General features: G+C 70.9%; 16 protein-coding genes. 11 read left to right on the forward strand and 5 right to left on the reverse strand.

Annotated features, from left to right (window positions below):
• Positions 1-75: 75 nt before the first annotated feature.
• The 6 genes from ACFP2T_RS29995 to ACFP2T_RS30020 all read left to right on the forward strand — a co-directional run bounded on the left by ACFP2T_RS29995 (position 76) and on the right by ACFP2T_RS30020 (position 6,789).
• Positions 76-1,323: a Mur ligase family protein gene (locus ACFP2T_RS29995; RefSeq protein ID WP_377428044.1), complete on the forward strand. Its 1,248-nt coding sequence runs from the start codon at positions 76-78 to the stop codon at positions 1,321-1,323.
• Positions 1,324-1,336: 13 nt separating this feature from the next.
• On the forward strand, positions 1,337-2,071 hold the full coding sequence (locus ACFP2T_RS30000; protein WP_377428046.1) for a type 1 glutamine amidotransferase: 735 nt from the start codon (positions 1,337-1,339) through the stop codon (positions 2,069-2,071).
• Entirely contained in the window at positions 2,068-2,766 is a 699-nt protein-coding gene (locus tag ACFP2T_RS30005) for a TVP38/TMEM64 family protein (RefSeq protein ID WP_377427524.1), read from the forward strand. The genes ACFP2T_RS30000 and ACFP2T_RS30005 overlap by 4 nt, the downstream gene beginning before the upstream one ends.
• Before the next feature lie 249 nt (positions 2,767-3,015).
• The gene (locus tag ACFP2T_RS30010) at positions 3,016-3,522 is read left to right on the forward strand and encodes a (2Fe-2S)-binding protein (protein ID WP_377428048.1); all 507 of its coding nucleotides are present in this window, start codon (positions 3,016-3,018) and stop codon (positions 3,520-3,522) included.
• Entirely contained in the window at positions 3,509-4,549 is a 1,041-nt protein-coding gene (locus ACFP2T_RS30015) for an FAD binding domain-containing protein (RefSeq protein WP_377427527.1), read from the forward strand. The genes ACFP2T_RS30010 and ACFP2T_RS30015 overlap by 14 nt, the downstream gene beginning before the upstream one ends.
• A complete protein-coding gene (locus ACFP2T_RS30020) occupies positions 4,546-6,789 on the forward strand; it encodes a xanthine dehydrogenase family protein molybdopterin-binding subunit (RefSeq protein WP_377427530.1) in 2,244 nt (747 codons plus the stop codon). Before ACFP2T_RS30015 ends, ACFP2T_RS30020 begins: the two co-directional genes overlap by 4 nt.
• A gap of 127 nt (positions 6,790-6,916) precedes the next feature.
• Here ACFP2T_RS30020 and ACFP2T_RS30025 read toward each other — a convergent pair whose 3' ends face one another.
• Both ACFP2T_RS30025 and ACFP2T_RS30030 read right to left on the reverse strand, forming a co-directional pair.
• A complete protein-coding gene (locus tag ACFP2T_RS30025; RefSeq protein WP_377427532.1) occupies positions 6,917-7,198 on the reverse strand; it encodes a hypothetical protein in 282 nt (93 codons plus the stop codon).
• A 19-nt stretch (positions 7,199-7,217) separates the two neighbouring features.
• On the reverse strand, positions 7,218-7,787 hold the full coding sequence (locus tag ACFP2T_RS30030; protein ID WP_377427535.1) for a Panacea domain-containing protein: 570 nt from the start codon (positions 7,785-7,787) through the stop codon (positions 7,218-7,220).
• Between the two features lie 325 nt (positions 7,788-8,112).
• On the opposite strand from ACFP2T_RS30030, the gene ACFP2T_RS30035 reads away from it, so the two are divergent.
• The gene (locus ACFP2T_RS30035; RefSeq protein ID WP_377427538.1) at positions 8,113-9,414 is read left to right on the forward strand and encodes an RICIN domain-containing protein; all 1,302 of its coding nucleotides are present in this window, start codon (positions 8,113-8,115) and stop codon (positions 9,412-9,414) included.
• A gap of 123 nt (positions 9,415-9,537) precedes the next feature.
• Here ACFP2T_RS30035 and leuS read toward each other — a convergent pair whose 3' ends face one another.
• Positions 9,538-12,375 carry a leucine--tRNA ligase gene (gene leuS / locus ACFP2T_RS30040; RefSeq protein ID WP_377427540.1) on the reverse strand — a complete coding sequence of 946 codons (2,838 nt, stop codon included), beginning with the start codon at positions 12,373-12,375 and terminating at the stop codon, positions 9,538-9,540.
• Between the two features lie 462 nt (positions 12,376-12,837).
• On the opposite strand from leuS, the gene ACFP2T_RS30045 reads away from it, so the two are divergent.
• The 3 genes from ACFP2T_RS30045 (at position 12,838) to ACFP2T_RS30055 (ending at position 17,810) form a co-directional block, all read left to right on the forward strand.
• Entirely contained in the window at positions 12,838-13,899 is a 1,062-nt protein-coding gene (locus ACFP2T_RS30045) for an AAA family ATPase (RefSeq protein ID WP_377427542.1), read from the forward strand.
• Positions 13,900-13,901: 2 nt separating this feature from the next.
• Positions 13,902-15,200, forward strand: a complete 1,299-nt coding sequence (locus tag ACFP2T_RS30050) for a DUF58 domain-containing protein (RefSeq protein WP_377428050.1) — start codon at positions 13,902-13,904, stop codon at positions 15,198-15,200.
• Positions 15,201-15,329: 129 nt separating this feature from the next.
• The gene (locus ACFP2T_RS30055; RefSeq protein ID WP_377427545.1) at positions 15,330-17,810 is read left to right on the forward strand and encodes a transglutaminase TgpA family protein; all 2,481 of its coding nucleotides are present in this window, start codon (positions 15,330-15,332) and stop codon (positions 17,808-17,810) included.
• A 263-nt stretch (positions 17,811-18,073) separates the two neighbouring features.
• Here ACFP2T_RS30055 and ACFP2T_RS30060 read toward each other — a convergent pair whose 3' ends face one another.
• The gene (locus tag ACFP2T_RS30060; RefSeq protein ID WP_377427547.1) at positions 18,074-18,457 is read right to left on the reverse strand and encodes a DUF3040 domain-containing protein; all 384 of its coding nucleotides are present in this window, start codon (positions 18,455-18,457) and stop codon (positions 18,074-18,076) included.
• 116 nt (positions 18,458-18,573) lie between these two features.
• Entirely contained in the window at positions 18,574-19,833 is a 1,260-nt protein-coding gene (locus ACFP2T_RS30065) for a DNA polymerase IV (RefSeq protein WP_377427550.1), read from the reverse strand.
• 160 nt (positions 19,834-19,993) lie between these two features.
• Here ACFP2T_RS30065 and ACFP2T_RS30070 point away from each other — a divergent pair, with 160 nt between their 5' ends.
• On the forward strand, positions 19,994-21,010 hold the full coding sequence (locus tag ACFP2T_RS30070) for an aldo/keto reductase (protein ID WP_377427553.1): 1,017 nt from the start codon (positions 19,994-19,996) through the stop codon (positions 21,008-21,010).
• Positions 21,011-21,143: the final 133 nt, after the last annotated feature.

Below are 21,143 nucleotides of genomic sequence, written 5' to 3' on the forward strand. Positions count from 1 at the left end.
GGCAAACCGGTACATCGTGCGGCGGTCGTCCGCCCGGTGTCGTCCGGTAACCTCGCTCGGGTGACGGACGGGAAGATGCCCCTTCGGGCGAAGGTGGCCAGTTCGGTATCGCGTACCGCCGCGGCCCTCTCCCGGGCCGCCGGCCGAGGCGACGGATCAGTGATCGGCGGGTGGATCGGCCTCAAGATCGACCCGGACCTGCTGGCGCATCTAGCCGCCGGCCGCGCCATCGCGCTGGTCTCGGGAACCAACGGCAAGACGACCACCACCCGGCTGACCGCGGCGGCGGTCGGCGTACTCGGTCGGGTGGCAACCAACTCGTTCGGGGCCAACATGCCCACCGGGCACACCTCGGCGCTGGCGAAGGCGGGTGTCACCCCGTACGCGGTGCTGGAGGTCGACGAGCACTACCTGGCCCAGGTGCTGGAGGCCACCGAGCCGCACGTGGTGGCCCTGCTCAACCTCTCCCGGGACCAGCTCGACCGGGCCAAGGAGGTGGCGATGATGGCACAGCTCTGGCGTGCCGCCCTGGTCCGGCATCCGACGGTACGGGTGGTGGCGAACGCCGACGACCCGATGGTGGTCTGGGCCGCCACCCCTCCGGCGATCCGCAGCAACCAGGTGGAACCTCCCGCGGTGACCTGGTTCAGCGCCGGCCAGCGCTGGCATGACGACTCGTGGGTGTGCCCGGAGTGCGGCTCCCCGATCGAGCGGATGTCCGACCAGTGGTGGTGCACGGGCTGCTGGCTGCGCCGGCCGGAGCCGCAGTGGGTGGTCGAGGACGACGGGGTGGTCGACCCGGCCGGCGACTGGCACAAGGTGGTGTTGCAACTGCCGGGCCGGGTCAACCTGGGCAACGCGGCCACCGCGCTGGCCGTCGCGGCGGAGTTCGGCGTACGACCGACCGACGCGGTGTCCCGGCTCGGCGGCGTCGCCTCGGTGGCCGGGCGCTACGCGCAGGTGGTCCGGGACGGGCGCACCGTCCGGCTGCTGCTGGCGAAGAACCCGGCGAGCTGGCTGGAGGCCTTCGACATGGCCGACGTGGCGCCCACACTGCTCTCGATCAACGCTCGGGACCCCGACGGGCTGGACACCTCGTGGCTCTTCGACGTCGACTTCGCCCCGCTGCGGGGTCGTCAGGTGCTGATCACCGGCGACCGGGCGTACGACCTGGCGGTGCGGCTCGACGTCAACGACGTACCGTTCCAGCATGTGCGGACCTTCGCCGACGCGGTCGCGAGCGTCCCACCGGGCCGGCTTGAAGTGATCGCCAACTACACGGCGTTCCAGGACATCCGAGCGGAGTTGGACCGTGTCAACTGAGGCTGCCTACCCCATGCCCCCGTCGTCCGGCGGGGAGAGCAGTCTGCGCGTCGTCTGGATCTACCCGGACCTGCTCTCCACCTACGGCGACCGGGGAAACATGCTGATCCTGGCCCGCCGCGCACAGCTGCGCGGGATGCCGGTGGAGACCATCGAGGTCCGCTCCGACCAGCCGTTGCCGGTCTCGGCCGACATCTACCTGCTGGGCGGCGGCGAGGACGGCCCACAGGCCCTGGGCGCGCAGCGGCTGATCGCGGACGGCGGCCTGCGCCGCGCCGCCCAGCAGGGCTCGGTGGTCTTCGCGGTCTGCGCGGGCTACCAGCTCCTCGGTGGCTCGTTCTTCGCCAAGGGCGCCAAGTGCGCCGGGCTCGACCTGCTCGACCTGCACTCCGACCGGGGGCCGTCCCGGGCCGTCGGTGAACTCGCCGGTGCCATCGACCCACGGCTCGGGCTGCCGCCGCTGAGCGGGTTCGAGAACCACGGCGGCCGTACCCACCTCGGGTCCGGGGTGTCCCCGCTGGCCCGGGTGAGCACCGGGATCGGCAACGACGGCGCCACCGAGGGCGCCTGGCGCGGCAAGCTGCTCGGCACCTACTCGCACGGGCCGGCGCTGGCCCGTAACCCGGCGCTGGCCGATCTGCTACTGCGCTGGGCCACCGGGGCACACCAGCTGCCGCCGCTGGACGAGACCTGGTCCGACCGGCTCCGGGCCGAACGCACCGCGGCGCTGGCCGCCAGCCGGCAGTGATCGGCCGCGTCCGGCGGCTGCTAGGCCAGCGGTCGGTCGCGCGATTCGCCGTACTGCTCCTGGTGCTCGGTCTGTTCGGGCTGGCTCTGTTGCTCGTGCCCCGTCCCGACGTGGCGCGGCTGCCCGGACTGGCCGACCGGCTCGGCGCGCTGGCTCCGGTGGCCGCGGTCGGTGGCGGCGCGCTGCTGATGGTGGCGCTGGTGCCCCGGACCGCCGTGACGGTGGTCTGGGGGGCGATCTTCGGGCCGCTGCTCGGCGCCGGCTACACGCTGGCCGCCGCGTTGCTGGCCGCGACCGCCGGTTTCGCGGTCGGCCGGCTGCTCGGTCGGGAGTTCGTCGCGGAACGCGTCCGGGGTCGGCTGGCCCGCCTCGACCGCTGGTTCACCCGGCAGAGCGTGCTCGGGGTGATCAGCGTCCGGCTGCTTCCGATCGGCGGCTTCGGGCTCGTCAGTTACGGCTACGGCACCACCGGGGCCCGGCTGGCGCCGTTCCTGCTGGGCAGTTTGCTCGCCTCCGCCCCGTCCGCGTTCGGTTACGCCGCGGTGGGCGCGGCGGTGGTCTCCCCGGACGAGGTGAACTGGCTGGCCGTGGCCCCGGCGGGGCTGGGCCTGGTCGCCGCCCTGGCCCTCGGGGCGCGCTGGTGGCGGGCGGAGCGGTCCCGACCGGCCGAGGAATCAACACGCGGTCCACTTTAGGGTATTTGCCCGATAAGAACGGAATGGGCGATAAAGTGGGGACTACCACCGCCCGGACAAAGCGGCAGCTCCGCCGGACGGGTGGCCAGTCCTCACCCCGGGGTCGGCAACCCCCGCTCCGGGGTGAGCGGTCCCACCGATGGCCGACGGCCTCGGCGGAGCACGCAGTCCACTCCGGAGGGTCAGCGAGGTGTCCAGGTGAAGTCGTACGCCGAAGCGGCCGGCGGGGTGCAGGTCGCCGACACCGCGGTGGTACGCGGCCCCAACTCGGTGGTCGTACGGCTCTCCGTCAACGGCACGCTCCGGAACCTGCTGATCGAACCCCGGGTCAGCCTGCTGGACGCCCTACGGGACCGACTCGACCTCACCGGCGCCAAGAAGGGCTGCAACCAGGGCGCCTGCGGCGCGTGCACGGTCTGGGTGGACAAGCGGCGGGTGCTCGCCTGCCTGACGCTGGCTATCACCTGCGAGACCCGCGAGGTGACCACGATCGAGGGGCTCTCCGACGGGCTCGCCCTGCATCCGATGCAGCAGGCGTTCCTGACCCAGGACGCCTTCCAGTGCGGCTACTGCACCCCCGGCCAGATCATGTCGGCGGTCGCCTTCCTGGCCGAGGGTCACGCCGCCGACGACGCGCAGATCCGGGAGTGGATGAGCGGCAACATCTGCCGGTGCGCGGCGTACCCCAACATCCGGGCCGCGATCCGGCAGGTCCGCGACGACGCCGCGACGGAGGACTCCGATGCGGCCCCTTAGCTACTCGCGGGTGGCGGACGTCGCGACCGCGATCGGCACGGTCGCCGCCGACCCCGGCAGCGCCTTCCTGGCCGGCGGCACCACCGAGGTCGACCTGCAACGCATCCACGTCGCCCGGTCCCGGCGACTGGTCGACATCAACGACCTGCCGCTGCGGCAGATCGAGGAACTGCCCGGCGGCGGCGTACGGATCGGGGCGCTGGCCCGGATGAGCGACGTCGCCCAGGCCCTGCCGATCCGGCGCCGGTTCCCGATGATCTCGCAGGCACTGCTCCTCGGCGCGTCCCCACAACTGCGCAACATGGCGTCGATCGGCGGCAACCTGATGCAGCGGGTCCGCTGCGGCTACTTCCGGGACGTGGTGGCGCCGTGCAACAAGCGCGAACCGGGCACCGGGTGCAGTGCCCTGCACGGCGTCAACCGCGGCCACGCCGTGCTCGGGACCAGCGAGCACTGCATCGCCACCCATCCCTCCGACGTCGGGGTCGCGTTCATGGCGCTCGACGCCGTGGTGCTGACCCAGGGACCGGGTGGCCACCGCCAGATCGCCATCGACGACTTCTACCTCGTCCCCGGCGACCGGCCCGACCGGGAGCACCCGCTCGCGCACGGCGAGCTGGTGGTGGCCATCGAGGTGCCGCCCACCCCGATGGCGAGTACCTCGCTGTACCTGAAGGTCCGGGACCGGGAGTCGTACGAGTTCGCGCTCGCCTCGGCCGCGGTCGCCATGTCGCTCGACGACGGGCGGATCGGCGACGTACGGCTCGCCCTGGGCGGGGTCGCGACCAAACCGTGGCGGGCCCGCCGGGCCGAGTCCGTGCTGACCGGCGCCCCCGCGACCGTGGAGACCTTCACGTCGGCCGCCGAGGCGGAGCTCGCCGACGCGGTCGGGTACGGCATGAACGACTTCAAGATCGAGCTGGCCCGGCGCACCGTCGTCCGGGCCCTCCGGATGGTCACCGGCGATCCGCAGATCCACGACGGCAAGGCGGAAGGGATGCTCAGCGGGGACGGAGGCGGATCATGAGCCCGGCGATCGGTGCGGCCCTGGACCGGGTGGACGGGCGGGCCAAGGTGACCGGGGCGGCCCGGTACTCCGCCGAGATCAACCTGCCGAACCTGAGCCATGCCGTACTGCACGGTGCCCGGATACCCAGCGGTCGGATCATCGGAATCGACTGTCGCGAGGCGATGGTGGCGGACGGGGTGCTCGCCGTACTCACCCATCTCGACCTGGACCGGATCGCGGCGCAACCGAAGCTCTTCCCGTCACTGGCCGGGCTGACCGCGCACGGGCAGAGCTTCTTCCCGATGCAGGACGACGTGGTGCACTACGCCGGCCAGCCGGTGGCGATCGTCGTCGCCGACACCCTGGAACGCGCCGAGCACGCGGCCACCCTGGTCCAGGTCACCTACGCCGAGACGCCGTCGCAGACCCTGCTGGACGCCGGACGGGACCGGGCGTACGAGCCGGAGCGGATCTTCGGCGGGCTGGTTCCCGGCCGGAACCCGACCCGGGGCGACCCGGAGGCGGGACTCCGGGACGCCGAGACGGACCTCGACCTGACGTACCGGTTCGCGGTCAACCACCAGAACCCGCTGGAGCCGTCGACGACCACTGCGGTCTGGGACGACACGGACCGGCTCACCGTCTACGACTCGACCCAGGGGCCGACCGCGACCCAGCTCAGCGTCGCCGAACTGCTCGGCCTGCCGCCGATCAACGTCCGGGTGGTCAGCCACTACGTCGGCGGCAGCTTCGGCGCCAAGGCGCTGATCTGGCCGCACGTCACGCTGGCCGCGCTCGCCGCCCGGCGGGTCGGCCGACCGGTACGGCTGGCGCTCAGCCGCGACCAGATGTTCCACTCCTGCGGACACCGGGAGGAGCAGGAACAGCGGATCCGGATCGGTGCCAGCCGGGACGGGCGGCTGACCGCACTCACCCACGACAAGATCTCGCTGACCTCGCACTTCGACGACTGGGCCGAGACCTCCCTGGAGTCGGCCGCGATCGCGTACGCCAGCCCGAACTACGCCGGCGGCTACCGGCTGGTCCGGGGCAACATCATCAGCCCGACCTTCACCCGGGGTCCGGGCGAGGCGACCGGGATGTTCGCCCTGGAGTCCGCGATGGACGAACTGGCGTACGCCACCGGGGTCGACCCGCTCGAACTGCGGCTGCGCAACCACGCCGACAACGACCCGGAATCCGGCAAGCCGTGGTCCAGCAAGGGGCTGAAGGAGTGTTACCAGCGCGGCGCCGAACTCTTCGGCTGGTCCGACCGCGATCCGCAGCCCGGCATGCGGCGCGACGGGCAGTGGCTGATCGGCACCGGGATGGCCACGGCCGCGTACCCGGTCGCCGCCCCGATCAGCCCGCAACGGGCCCGGGCCCGGATGTACGGCGACGGCAGCGCGGTCGTCGAGGCCGGCATATCCGAGTTCGGCACCGGGGCACTGACCGCGATGACCCAGGTCGCCGCGGACGGCCTCGGCCTGCCCGTCCACCGGGTACGGTTCGTCGGCGGCACCACCGACCTGCCGAACATCGCCGCCGCGGTCGGTTCCGCCGGCGCCGGGGCGACCAGTTCCGCCGTACACCTGTCCTGCACACAGCTCCGCGACCAGCTGATCCGGCACGCCGTGGCCGACCAGGGCTCGCCGCTGCACGGTGCCGACCCGGACACCGTCGTGGTACGGGACGGCCGGATGTGTCGGCGGGACTCCCCCGAGGTCGGCGAGACGTACCACGAGTTGCTCGACCGGAACCACATGCCGGACGTCGAGGCGCTCGGCACCTGGATGCCGGTCCTGCCGATGGGCAGCGACCACGCCATGCACACCTTCGGGGCGCAGTTCGCCGAGGTCGCGGTCGACGCCGACCTGGGCCGGATCCAGGTACGCCGGTTGGTCGGGGTCTTCGCGCCGGGCCGGGTGCTGAACCGGAAGACCGCGCACAGCCAACTGATGGGCGGGATGCTCTGGGGGCTGGGTCAGGCGCTGCTGGAGGCAACCCGGATGGACCCGCACACCGGCCGGTACGCCAACGAGAACCTCGCCGACTACCTGGTCCCGGTCAACGCCGACGCCCCCGAGGTCACCATCGAGACGATCGAGGTCCCGGACCAGGTGGTCAACCCGCTCGGAGTCAAGGGAGTCGGCGAGATCGGCATCGTCGGCACCTCCGCCGCGATCGCCAACGCCGTGTACCACGCCACCGGCCGCCGGATCCGCCATCTCCCCATCACCGTCGAAGACCTGCTGTAAGGAAGGGCCCCTTCTTATCGCTTTCCGTTGTAGAAGGGCCCCCCTTTAACACCCTGGCCCCGCAACGTCGCGGCGGCGCGGGCTCAACCTCGGACGAGGTGTACGCGTTCCTGCTCTGACGGTCCCCTCAGACGGGGTAGCCGAGGGTTGCGAAGTTGTCGCACGTCACCCTGTGCTCGGCTTCGTTGATCCAGAACGAGCAGAGCACCATCGTGAACGATGCCCGCTGGCCGACGGCGGTGCCTCGGATCCGCACGGACCACAGGTCTGGGAATCCGGGTTCCCGCTGGGCACCCTCGTACGGATCCTCCATCCGGGTCAGGATCCACTCGGCGACAACGAACCGCAGGTCTGGCGATGGATTGTCGCGGTCAGCCCAGGCTTCGAAGCGGTCTTCGAAGTCCGCCAACTGCCACAATCCGCGCCCGTCAGGCACTCCGCCCCAGTTGCGCCCGCAACTCCGCGACCTGGGCGCGCAACCGCTCCGGGTCGTCAGGTCGCGGGTTAGGGTTGCGCCGCGCTTCCGCGCCCTTGAGGATCGCCCGCACCTCGGCGGCGTCGACCGGTGTCTCATCGTCGTCGTCCAGCGCGCCCGTGGTGGTGAAGTAGTCCCGTAGCCAGTCCAACTCGATCCGGGCTGACTCGCCCGGCATCCGAGCGGTGTTGGCGTACTGCCACGGGGTTTCGGAGTGGGTGAGATGTTCCAGGTCGGTGCCGGTGAGCTTGCCATAGCGGGAGACGACGTAGCCGATGGTGTTGAGTTCGGCTTCACCGAGTTCCTGTAGACCTGGGATGTCACCGCTGCGTTCGGCTCTCCAGAGGGTGCCGACGACCGGCCCCATGTCCCACGCCGAGATCGTCTCACCGAACAGAGGTGTGCCGAATGCGGCCAGATGGTGCCCTTGGCAGTAGTAGAGCAGTTTGTGCAGCTTCTTCGTCGGTAGACCGGGAAGCCGGGCGCGGAGTGCCGCGGCTACGTCGTGGGCTGACACGGTCATTGCGCCAGCCTACTTTCCTGATCTCTGCCGTGGGGGGTGCCACGCGTCGCGGGTCGCTCGCACATGCGTCCGAGAGTGCCAGGTACGTCCGACAAGAGTGGGCGAACGCCTGCGAAATCCGGTGACCCAGTTGTGCTTCTGGAAGGTTGGTGTGACGATTGGTAAACATTCATTACAGTTACTCGGGATATTGCCCCGAAGTTCGTAACTTGCCCACTTCGGTTAAGTCGGATATTGACGCAAGATCCTTTGAGTCATAGCGTGTCATCGATCGTCGCGCCCCGCCCCACACCCCCACCGCGCGGCGACGAGCGAGAGGACGCGCATGATCGGCCGTACCCGCACCAGCCTGCCCCGACGACTGGCCCAGTTCTTCGCGCTGTTCCTGGCGCTGGCCACCGTCTTCGCCCAGCCCGCCTACGGCAACCTCCGGGCCGCCGCCCCGGCCTTCAACGTGATCGCCTTCTACAACGGCACCTGGGACGCGGCCCACATCAGCTTCGTCCGGGAAGCCAACCAGCGGTTCCCGCAGCTCGCCGCGGAGTACAACTTCTCCTACACCGCCACCACCGACTGGAGCCGGCTGAACACCGCCAACCTGGCCCAGTACCAGGTGGTGATGTTCCTGGACGACCTGCCGCCGGTCGCGCAGCGCCCGGCGTTCGAGCAGTACATGCGGGGCGGCGGCGGATGGCTCGGCTTCCACGTCTCCGCGTTCACCACCAACCCGTCCGGCTGGGACTGGTACCACAACCAGTTCCTCGGCACCGGCGCGTTCCAGTCCAACACCTGGGGGCCGACCACCGCCGTGCTGCGGGTCGAGGACCGCACCCACCCGTCCACCGTCCGGCTGCCCGCCACCTTCACCTCGTCGGTTAGCGAGTGGTACAGCTGGAGCCGCGACCTGCGGACCAACCCGAACATCGACATCCTGGCCTCGGTCGACCCCAGCAGCTTCCCGCTCGGCACCGACCCGAACCAGACCTGGCGCAGCGGCTACTACCCGATCATGTGGACGAACACCAACTACAAGATGCTGTACGCGAACTTCGGCCACAACGCGATGGACTACGCCAACAACGTGCCGCTGTCGTCCACCTTCGCCAGCGAGGTGCAGAACCGGTTCCTCGTCGACGGGTTGCTCTGGCTCGGCGGAGGCGGCGGGACCACTCCCCCGCCGACCGGTGATCCGATCTCGCCGACCGCCTGGTACAGCCTGGTCAACCGGGGCAGCGGCAAGTGCGTGGACGCCCGCGCCGCCGGCACCGCCAACGGCACCGCGATCCAGCAGTACGCCTGCAACGCCAGCCTCGCCCAGCAGTACCAGCTCCAGCCCACCAGCGGTGGCCACGTCCGGGTGAACAACCGCGGCAACAGCGCCCAGGTCCTCGACGTGACGAACGTGTCCACCGCCGACAGCGCGCCGATCCAGCTCTGGGCCTACGGCGGCAGCAACAACCAGCAGTGGCAGGCGGTACCGGAGACCGGCGGCTACTACCGGCTGGTCAACCGGCTCAGCGGCAAGTGCCTGGACGTGCCGGGCGGCTCCACCGCCGACAGCGTCCAGTTGGTGCAGTACGCCTGCAACGGCAGCGCCGCCCAGTCCTTCCGGCTGTTACAGCAGTGAGACCCAGCTACGCCCGACCTCGCGGCAGGTCCCGGCGGTAATGCCGGAGGGCGGTATGACTGGTGGTCATATTTATGACTCCCAGTCATACCGCCCTACCGTCATACGTCCGCCCCGGCGGGGTCAGGCGACCACGCTGACCATCCGGCCCGAGACCACGATCACCTTGCGGGGCTCCTTGCCGCCCAGCTGATCGGCGACCGCCGCCAGCGCGGCCTGCCGGACGTCGGACTCGGCCGCGTCCGCCGGTACCTCGACCCGGCCGCGGACCTTGCCGTTGACCTGCACCGGGTACGTCACCGTCTCGGCGACCAGCATCGTCGGGTCGGCCACCGGGAACGGCTCGTACGCCAGCGACTCGGCATGCCCCAGCCGCTGCCACAGCTCCTCGGCCACGTGCGGGGCGAACGGCGACAGCATCAGCAGCAGTGGCTCGGCCACCTCCCGAGGAGTGGCGTCCAGCCGGGTCAGCCCGTTGGTCAGCTCGATCAGTTTGGCGATCGCGGTGTTCATCCGGATGCCGTCCAGGTCGCCCCGGACACCGTCGATGATCCGGTGCAGCAGCCGCCGGGTCTGCTCGTCGGCCGGGGCGTCCGTCACCCGCAGGTCGCCGGTCTGCTCGTCGACGATCGTCCGCCAGACCCGTTGCAGGAACCGGTACGCCCCGACCACCGCACGGGTCTCCCAGGGCCGGGAGACGTCCAGCGGTCCCATCGACATCTCGTAGACCCGGAACGTGTCGGCGCCGTACGCCGCACACATCTCGTCCGGGGTCACGACGTTCCGCAGTGACTTGCCCATCTTGCCGTAGACCCGGTTGACCGGCTCGGTGCCGAAGAAGTAGTCGCCGTCCTGCTCCGTCACCTCGGCCGCCTCGACCCAGCTGCCCCGGGCGTCCTTGAAGGCGTACGCCTGGATCATGCCCTGGTTGTACAGCCGGCGGTACGGCTCGAAGGACGAGACGTGGCCCAGGTCGTACAGCACCTTGTGCCAGAACCGGGCGTACAGCAGGTGCAGTACGGCGTGCTCCTGGCCGCCGACGTACAGGTCGGTGCCGCCGCAGTCGTCGGGGGTCCGGGGCCCCATCCAGTACCGCTCGTTCTCCGGGTCGACGAACCGCTCGGAGTTGGTCGGGTCCAGGTAGCGCAGCTCGTACCAGCAGGAGCCGGCCCACTGCGGCATCACGTTGGTCTCCCGGGTGTACCGCTTAGGCCCGTCGCCCAGGTCCAGTTCGACCTCGACCCAGTCCTTGCGCCGGGACAGTGGGGTCTCCGGGGTCGAGTTGGCGTCCTCCGGGTCGAAGGTGCGCGGCGCGAAGTCGTCCACCTCGGGCAGTTCGACCGGCAGCATCGACTCGGGCAGCGCGATCGGGTTGCCGCCCTCGTCGTAGACGATCGGGAACGGCTCGCCCCAGTAGCGCTGCCGGCTGAACAGCCAGTCCCGCAGCCGGTAGGTGACCGCACCGGAGCCGTGCCCGTTCGCCTCCAGCCACTCGATGATCTTCGCCTTGGCGTCGGCGATGAACAGCCCGTTCAGGTCCGGGCCGTCCGGCGCCGCACTGTTGATCGCCGGCCCTTCCCCGGTGTACGCCTTGCCGTCGAAGTTCTCCGGTGGCTGCACGGTACGCACGATCGGCAGGTCGAAGACCTCGGCGAACTCCCAGTCCCGGTCGTCCTGTCCGGGTACCGCCATGATCGCGCCGGTGCCGTAGCCGGCCAGCACGTAGTCGGCGATGAAGATCGGGATCTGCGTCCCGGTGACCGGGTTGGTGGCGTACGCCCCGATGAAGACGCCCGTCTTCTCCCGGTTCTCCGCCTGTCGCTCGATGTCGGTCTTGGCGCCGGCCGCCTTCCGGTAGGCGTCCACGGCGGCGCGCGGTGACGCCTGCCCGCCGGTCCACGCTTCCTTGGTACCGGCTGGCCAGGAGTCCGTCGCCAGCCTCTCGACCAGCGGATGCTCCGGCGCCAGCACCATGTAGGTGGCCCCGAAGACGGTGTCCGGCCGGGTGGTGAAGACCCGGATCGGCTCGGCGGTGGTCGGGAAGTCGATGTGCGCGCCCGTCGACCGGCCGATCCAGTTCCGCTGTTGCAGCTTGATCGGCTCGGGCCAGTCCAGCGCGTCCAGGTCCGCGATCAGCCGGTCACCGTAGGCGGTGATCCGCATCATCCACTGCTTCAGGTTGCGCTTGAAGACCGGGAAGTTGCCCCGGTCCGACCGGCCGTCCGGCGTGACCTCCTCGTTGGCCAGCACCGTGCCCAGCCCGGGGCACCAGTTGACCGGCGCCTCGGAGACGTACGCCAGCCGGTGGTCGTCGACGATCCGTCGGCGCTCGACCTCGGACAGTTCGGCCCAGGGGCGGCCGTCCGGGGTGCTCCGGGTCCCTGCGGAGAACTCGGCGATCAGGTCGGCGACCGGCCGGGCCTTGGCGGCGGCCTCGTCGTACCAGGAGTTGTAGACCTGTAGGAAGATCCACTGCGTCCAGCGGTAGTACTCGGTGTCGATGGTCGCCACCGAGCGCCGGTCGTCGTGGCCCAGCCCCAGCCGGCGCAGTTGGGAGCGGTAGTACGTGATGTTCGATTCGGTGGTGCCCCGGGGGTGCTTCCCGGTCTGCACCGCGTACTGCTCGGCGGGCAGCCCGAACGCGTCGAAGCCCATCGTGTGCAGCACGTTGCGGCCGGCCATCCGCTGGTAGCGGGCGTAGCAGTCGGTGCCGATGTAGCCCAGGGGGTGACCGACGTGCAGCCCCGCCCCCGACGGGTACGGGAACATGTCCAGCACGTACAGCTTCTCGGCGTTCGCCCGGGGATGATCGGGATCGGCCAGCGGGCCGACCGGGTTGGGTGCCCGGAAGGTGCCACGCTCGGCCCACCGGTCCTGCCAGCGGATCTCGATCTTACCGGCCAGTTCGGCCGTGTACCGGAACGGCGGAATGTCCACCGCCGGCTCGGTTGCCTCGGTCATGACATCTCCTCGCTGCGCTCGTCGTCGCCATGACCTGGCTGACTGGGCTGACTGATGCCCTCGCTACGCTCGGTCATGACATCTCCTCGCTCGCGCCGGGTTCGGCTGTGGGTTTACGTCCGTGGGCCGGGAATCATTCTCCGGGCATAAAAAAGCCCCTCACACAGGAGGGGTAGCCGCGCTGTCGCTGTCTATCGCGTCAGCACGGCTCGCTAAGGAGCAGGTGGACCCTGGACATGAGGCCACTCTACCGCTTCGCCGCCCGACCTGTCGCACCCGATACCGACCGGCGATCCGGGCGGGCCTCCTACCGGGTGTGCTCGGCTCCACAGCCGAATACGGCTAGCCTGAAGCCTGCGGGTGATCCGGGTGTCCCGGACGGACGTACTCTCCCGCGAACCATACGGCCACCCCAGCGACTCTTAACTAGGCAGGCGGCCGTGAACGACGAGGAGGAGGCCCGTGACTCAACAGACCTGGGACGAACTGGGCGGCGCACTGCCGAATGAACAGTTCCGTTCCGCCAGCGACGCCATCGTGGCCAACATCGAAGAGGTCATCGAGGGCAAGACAGCCACGGTCCGACTCGCACTCGCCGTCCTGCTCGCCGAGGGTCACCTCCTGATCGAAGACGTTCCCGGAGTCGGCAAGACCAAACTCGCCAAGGCGCTCGCCCGGTCGATCGACTGCTCGGTCCGGCGCATCCAGTTCACCCCCGACCTGCTGCCCAGCGACGTCACCGGGGTCAGCGTCTACAACCAGGAGACGCACGACTTCGAGTTCAAGCCGGGCGCGGTCTTCGCCAACCTGGTCGTCGGCGACGAGATCAACCGGGCCTCGCCGAAGACCCAGTCGGCGTTGCTGGAGTGCATGGAGGAGCGGCAGGTCACCGTCGACGGCGTCACCTACGAACTACAGACGCCGTTCATGGTCATCGCCACCCAGAACCCCATCGAGATGGAGGGCACCTACCCGCTGCCCGAGGCGCAGCGCGACCGGTTCACCGCCCGGATCGCGATGGGCTACCCGGACTCCGGCGCCGAACTGGCCATGCTCGACGCGCACGGCGGCCGGGACCCGATCCACGAGCTGCGTCCGGTCTCCGACGCCGTCACCGTACGGAGACTGATCGCAACGGTCCGCGACGTGCACGTCGCCGACGCGGTCAAGCAGTACGCCGTCGACCTGGTCACCGCCACCCGGGAGGCACCCGACCTGCGGCTCGGCGCCTCACCCCGGGCCACCCTGCAACTGCTGCGCACCGCCCGGGCGGTCGCCGCGCTGGAGGGTCGCGACTACGTGCTGCCGGACGATCTGCAGGCGCTCGCCGTACCGGTGCTCGCCCACCGGGTCATCTCCACCGCCGACGCCCAGCTCGCCCGCCGGACCACCGACGCGATCGTGTCGGACCTGGTGCACCGGCTGCCGCTGCCGCACGAACGGCAGCGCTCGCCCTACGACACCCGGCCGCCCGGTTCCGGTGACGGCACCGGCCGATCGCAGTACGAGCCTCGGGGGCGATGACCGTGCGCGAGGCGATGCGCGGGCTCACCACCCGGGGGCGGTCCTTCCTCGCCGCCGCCGTGGCGGCAGCGATCTCCGCGCTGATCCTCGGCGAGAAGGATCTGCTCCGGGTGGCCATCCTGCTCGGGGTGCTTCCGCTGCTGGCCGCCCTGTACGTCGGTCGCAGCCGCTACAAGCTCGCCTGCAGCCGCTCACTGGAACCGCACCGGGTGCCGGTGGGCGCCAGCTCCCGGGTGGTGCTGCGACTGCAGAACATGTCCCGGCTGCCGACCGGGACACTACTGCTGGAGGACCGGCTGCCGTACGCCCTCGGCAGCCGTCCCCGGGTGGTCCTGGAACGCCTGGGGGCACACCAGGCCAGCTCGGTGGCGTACACCGTACGGGCCGACGTGCGGGGCCGGTACGAGGTCGGGCCGCTGGTCATCCGGCTGACCGACCCGTTCGGGCTCTGCGAACTGACCCGCGCCTTCCCCAGCGTCGACCCGCTCACCGTCATCCCGCAGGTCACGCCGCTGCCCTCGGTCCGGCTCGCCGGCGAGTACGCGGGCACCGGGGAGAGCCGGGCCCGCTCGGTGGCGGTGCACGGCGAGGACGACGCCGCCACCCGGGAGTACCGGCGCGGAGACGACCTGCGCCGGGTGCACTGGAAGTCCACCGCACGCACGGGTGAGCTGATGGTGCGCCGGGAGGAGCAGCCCTGGGAGAGCCGGGCGACGGTGGTGCTGGACACCCGGGCGTTCGCGCACCGGGGCGAGGGCCCGACCGCGAGCTTCGAATGGGCGGTCTCGGCGGCGGCGAGTATCGCCGTACATCTGCGGCAGGCTGGCTACAAGCTCCGGCTGGTCACCGACTCCGGCATCGACGCGCACGCGAACGACGCCGGTGGTGAGGGTCTGCTGCTGGACCACCTCGCCGACGTCCGGCTGACCCAGCGGGGTGACGTGGCGACGCTCGTCGAACGGGTCCGGCAGCGGTCCGACGGTGGACTCGTCATCGCCCTGCTCGGCACGCTGACCACCGCCGAGGCGGAGCTGCTGACCGGGCTGCGCAGCAACGGCACCACCTGCGTCGCCTTCCTGGTCGACAGTTCGACCTGGCTCAACCTGACGCCGCCGGCCCGGGCGGAGGCGAACCACGCGCACGGTGCGGCCGCCCTGGGTCTGATGCAGAGCGGCTGGCGGGTGGTGGGCGTCGAACACGGCAGCAAACTGCCGGCCCTCTGGCCGCAGGCGGCTCGCGGCTCGCAGGGATTCGCCTGGCGGGCCGTGTCGGCCGAGACGGTGGCCGGCGGAGTGCGATGACCGGGCCGGGACGGGACGAGGTGACGGCATGACCGAGCGAGTCGACCAGATCAGGGCCACAGGTCGGTACGGCATGACACGGAACGCCGGACGGAGCGGTCGGATCATCGGCAGGGACGGGGAGAAGGCATGAGGGGACGCCGTCATCTGGGGTTCGTGGCCGCCGCGGCCACCCTGCTCGCCGCGGCACCGCTGTCCACGATCTACGACCGGTGGACCTGGCTGGTGCAGTGCGCCGTCGTGGTCGGTCTGGTCGCCGGTACGGCGACGCTGGTCCGGTGGTGGCGGGGGCCGGTCTGGGCGCAGGGGCTGGGCATGCTCGCCGCGCTGCTGTTCGGACTGACCTGGATCTTCCCCAGCGGCGAGGAGCTGCTGAGCCTGCTGCCCACCCCGGGCACGCTCACCCACTTCGGCTCGCTGGTCGCCGCCTCCGGCGAGGACATGCGGTCGTACGGGGTGCCGGTGCAGGACCTCGACTCACTGCTCTTCCTGACCGCGTTCGGGGTCGGGGCGGTGGCGATCGTCGTGGACCTGCTCACCGTCGGGTTGCGCCGCCCGGCCCTGGCCGGGCTGCCGATGCTGGCGATCTACTCGGTCCCGGTGGCGGTGCACGTCGACAGCGTCTCGGCGGTGCCCTTCGTCATCGGGGCGGTCGGCTTCCTCTGGCTGCTGGCCGCGGACAACGTCGACCGGGTCCGCCACTTCGGGCGCCGGTTCACCGGTGACGGGCGGGACGTGGACGTGTGGGAGCCGTCTCCGCTGGCCGCCGCCGGTCGCCGCCTGGCGGTCATCGGCGTCGCGGTCGCGGTGCTGCTGCCACTGGCCGTGCCGGGGATGACCTCGGGGCTGCTCAGCCAGCTGAACGCCGGTGGTGGCGGCGACGGCAACGGTCCGGCCGGGCTGGGCGGCTCGCCGGGACGGATCAACCTCTTCGCCCAGCTCAGCGGGGAACTCAACCGCTCCGAGGTCCGCGACATGGTCCGGGTGACGACCGACGATCCGGAGCCGTTCTATCTACGGTTCGCGGTCGCCGACGAATTTCGGCGCCAGGGCTTCGTCCCGCGTACCCCCAACGGCGAGCTGGTGACGGCTCGGCTGCCCGACCCCCGCGACGGGGGCCGGGCGAACCAGGGCATCACCCGGACGGAGCACCAGGCCAGCGTCGAGGTGCTCGACTTCGTCATGCCGTTCCTACCGGTGTACGCCGAGCCGGTGACGACCCGGGGCGTGGACGGTAACTGGCGCTACGACCCGACGATGCAGGTCGTCTACTCCAACCGGGCGTCGTCGAAGGGCCGGAAGTACTCCTTCGACTACGTACGGTCGGAGTACAGCCCGCAGGCGCTGGCGGCCGCCCCCTCGCTACAGGAGGGGCACTCGCTGCGCACCCTCTACACCAGGGTCGAGGAGTCGGCCGACGTCAACGCTCTGGTCGCGCGGCTCACCCAGGGCAAGCGGAACGACTACGAACGGGTCCGGGCGATCTACGACTACTTCTCCCGGGACAACGGCTTCACCTACCAGCTCAGCACCGAGGGTGGCACCAGCGGGCAGGACATCGTCAACTTCCTCACCAACAAGGCCGGCTTCTGCCAGCAGTACGCCGCCGCGATGACCTGGCTGGTCCGGGAGGCGGGCATTCCCGCCCGGGTGGCGTTCGGGTTCACCAACGGCAACAACCGGCGGGAGAACACGTACACCCTGACCAACTTGAACCTGCACGCCTGGACCGAGGTCTACTTCTCGGACATCGGCTGGGTCCCGTTCGACCCCACGCCGGCGGCGAACGTCCCCGGCTCGTTGCGCTCGGACTACGCGCCGGACCCGGACCGGCCCGATCTGCCCGCCCCGACGACGGACACGAGCGCCGGCCCCGCGGCCGATCCGTCGGCCGGACCGGAGGCGTCCGCCGGGCCCGAGGAGGCCTTCGACGGGACGTCCGCCGACGGCGGGGGCGTGATCCAGGACAGCGGTCCGAGTTGGCCGATGTACGTGGTCGGCGTGGCGGTGCTGTTGGCGCTGCTGCTCACCGTGCCCGCCCTCCGACGGGTCCTGCTCCGCCGGAGACGTCAGGTTCGGGCCGCCGCGGCGGCCACCACCCTGGCCACCGTGGCGGGGGGCGGCGACGCGACGCCGGGGGTGGCCCGGGTGGTGCTGAGCGAATCGGAGCTGGCCCGGGCCCGGGCCGACGCGCACGCCGCCTGGGACGAACTCGTCGACACCCTTGTCGATTTCCGGATCCGGGTGGATCCCGCGGAGACTCCCCGCACGACGGCCGACCGGCTGGTACGGGAGGAACTGTCCGCCGGAACCGCCGGCGAGGCGGTACGCCTGCTGGGCCGGGCCGAGGAACGGGCGAGGTACGCCCGGGAGCCGTTGCGGCACGGTCCCCTGGATGGCGCCCTCCGCTCGGTACGGCGGGAACTGAGTGCCGGTGCCGATCGACGTACCAGGATCATGGCGGCCACCCTGCCGCCGTCCGTGCTGTTCCGTTGGCGGTCGGCGATCATGGACCTCTCGGCCGGGTTCGTCGGGCAGACCGGCCGGCTGCGGGACTACATGCTGCGGTGGAGCCCGCGCCGGATCCTCGCCAGCCGTCCGTCCCGCTGAGGTCCCGCCCCGGCCCGGCCCGACATCCACTGCACATCCACTGCACGAGAAGAGAACCCCGTACTCCGGTACGGGGATCTCTGGCGTCTGGGGTGGCCGGGATGTGAAACGGCCCGCCGGGATGCGAAACGGCCCGCCGGTCAGCTCAGGCTGACCGGACGAGCCAGGGTTGGAGGAAGTGCGGGCATGAAGCATTGCCACTTGTCGCCGGAAACGATCCGGCCAAAACCGTCGGCGGGGTCAGCCCACTGACGGAGACTCGATCAGCGGTGGCCTTCCGGCCGCTGACGCCACCTCTCCTCAAGTCGGTCGACCAACGACAGGCGTCGCCCGCGGCTCCGGCGGCTGGTGGTGCCGCCGACCACGTGCAGATCCGGTGACTGCGCCCGACGTTGCGACAGCATCGCGAACGCGGCCGCACCGAGCATCACCACGAAGCCCGCTACTCCAAGTAGCGGAGTTTTGCTCACCGTGCCGTAGACAACCAATGCAAGGCCAGCGATGATCACGCTGATCGCGACGAGCAGGCGACGCCGCGCGTGGAAACGCGGGTCGCTGGCGCGCACAGCCGAGGCGAACTTAGGGTCCTCGGCAAGCGACTGCTCGATCTGCTCGAACAGCCGCTGCTCGTGCTCCGAGAGCGGCACGGCACTCCTCCCCGGTCACGTTGAGTCGGTCCGCTCGGACCGACAGACCGTGGCAGCCGACCGGCTGCTTACCCGCCAGTCTACGAGGGGGCTCGCGGGTCGGAAAGCGGGACGACCTATGGCCGCGCCGGATTTTCCGTCCGCCGCGGGTTGTCACGTCCCAACAGACTCGCTGGACGCACCATGGAACGCCCGAATCGGGCAGCGGCGGCATCCACCGCGGCCTCCGCGTCCCGCCAACCGTGCTCCGGCGCACCGAGGGTGAGCTGCTGCGGCGTCCGGTCGGCATCGCTGAGCCCCTCGACCCGGACCCCGACGAGCCGGATCCGGTCACCCGGACCGAGCGCGTCGAACAGTGCCCAGGCGGTGTCAAAAACCTCACGCGCGACGTCGGTCGGGCCGCCGAGGGTGCGAGAGCGACTCACCGTACGGAAGTCGGCGAAACGGACCTTGATGGAGATCGTCCGCCCCACCTGCCCCGCCCCGCGCAGGCGTACGCCCACCTTCTCGGCGAGCGCGAGCAGGGCCCGGCGGAGCGCCTCCGGATCGGCGAGGTCGGTGTCGAAGGTGACCTCGGCCCCGATCGACTTCTCCACCTGTTCCGGACTGACCCCTCGTGGGTCCCGTCCCCAGGACAGTTCGTGCAGGTGGGACGCTGCCGCATCACCCAGGCTGCCCCGCAGCATCCCGATCGGCGCCTCGGCGATGTCCCGGACGGTGGTCAGGCCGAGCCGACGCAGGCTCTCCGCCGCCCGCTCCCCCACCCCCCACAACGCCTCGACCGGCAACGGATGCAGGAACTCCAGCACCTGGTCGGCGGGGACCACGATCATTCCGTCCGGCTTGGCCCGGGTCGAGCCGAGCTTCGCCACGAACTTGGTCGACGCCACCCCGACCGAACAGGTCAGCCGCTCCTGCTCGGCAACCCGGGCGCGGATCAGCCGGGCGATCTCGGCGGGCCGACCGATCAGCCGGCGGGCACCTCCGACGTGCAGGAACGCCTCGTCCAGAGAGAGCGGCTCGACCAGCGGCGTCACGTCACGGAAGATCTCCATCACCGCCCGGGACGCCGCGGTGTACTGCGCGAAGTCGGGCGGCAGGAAGACCGCCGAGGGGCAGAGCGCCCGGGCCCGCATCGCCGGCATGGCGCTGCGTACCCCGTACTTCCGGGCCTCGTAGCTGGCGGAACTGACCACGCCGCGCGGGCCCGTCCCGCCGACCACGACGGGCCGGCCGCGCAGCTCGGGCCGGCGCCGCACCTCGACCGCGACGAAGAACGCGTCCATGTCGACGTGCAGGATCGGACAGCCGGAATCGTCGGCGTCCGCGCCGAAGCGCGGATCATTTCCCCGTGGCACGGACTGGCTGCGACCCATTACCGCAGGCTAGCCCCCGGGTACGACGATTGCGTGCCGCCCGGCGGGCCCCGCCTTCCGGCCCCGTCGGCCGGGCCGGAAAATTCCAGTTGACCTTGCGCCGTCCCGGATGCCTAGCATTGGCGGTTTCGCATCAGGATGGGCAACGGGGAGGAACCCGATGAAGACGGTGCCACTCGGCCGGACCGGCGAACAGGTCAGCCAGTTCGCGCTCGGCTGCATGTTGATGGGCACGCTGACCGACGACGAGTCGTCGTTCGGGATGCTCGACCGCTACCTCGACGCCGGCGGCACGTTCCTGGACACCGCGAACTGCTACGCCTGGTGGCCCGGCCCGCCGTTCCGGGGCGGCGAGAGCGAGAGCCTGCTCGGCCGCTGGTTCGCGCGGGGCGGACGGCGGGACGAGGTCTTCCTGGCCACCAAGGGCAGCACCTGGATCCGGGACGTGGACGCGGTCCGGGACAACCCGCACGACCCGCAGGCGGCCAGCCGGCAGTACGAGGGTGCCGGGGCGCAGACCCTCCGCCAGGCGCTCGACGACAGCCTGCGCCGGCTCGGCACCGACCACGTCGACCTGTACTACGTGCACGTCGACGACCGGAACACGCCGCTGGAGGAGACCCTGGAGGCGCTCGCCGGCCTGGTAGCGGCCGGCAAGACCCGGTACGTCGGCTGGTCGAACGTCCGGACCTGGCGGCTGGAGCGGATCCGCCAGCTCGCCGACCGGTACGGCTGGCCGGCACCGGTCGCCCTGCAACAGCAGCACTCGTATCTCCGCCCCCGCCCCGGGGCGGACACCCTGTCCATCGTGGATGACGAGCAGCTCGACTACCTGCGGGCGAACGACGACCTGACCCTGGTCGCGTACTCGCCGATCCTGAAGGGCAGCTACGACGACCTGGCGAAGCGCCGCGACCACCACGTGATGGCGTCGTACCGGGGACCGGACGCGGACGCCCGGTTCGCCGCCGTCGCCGAGATCGCCGCCGAGCTGGGGGTGACCGGTAACCAGCTCGTGCTGGCCTGGCTGCTGCACCAGCGCGATCCGGAGCTCGTCACCCTGATCGGCCCCCGCACCCCCGAGCAGTACGCGGCGGCACTGCCCGCGCTCGACATCACGCTCACCGACGACCACCTGGCCCGGCTGGCGGAGGCGGGCGCGGGCGCCGACGGTTAGCGGCCAGCGGTTGGCGGCGGACGGCTACCGAGCGCCACGCGACGGTGACCCGGGCGCGGCGGTGGGCGCGGCTTCACTACGCTGGGACGCCTACCGCCGCTCCGGGTGGAATCAGGTCCGCGAGCGCAGGCGT

The sequence above is a fragment of the Plantactinospora solaniradicis genome, from assembly GCF_042658085.1.
Lineage (GTDB): Bacteria > Actinomycetota > Actinomycetes > Mycobacteriales > Micromonosporaceae > Plantactinospora > Plantactinospora solaniradicis.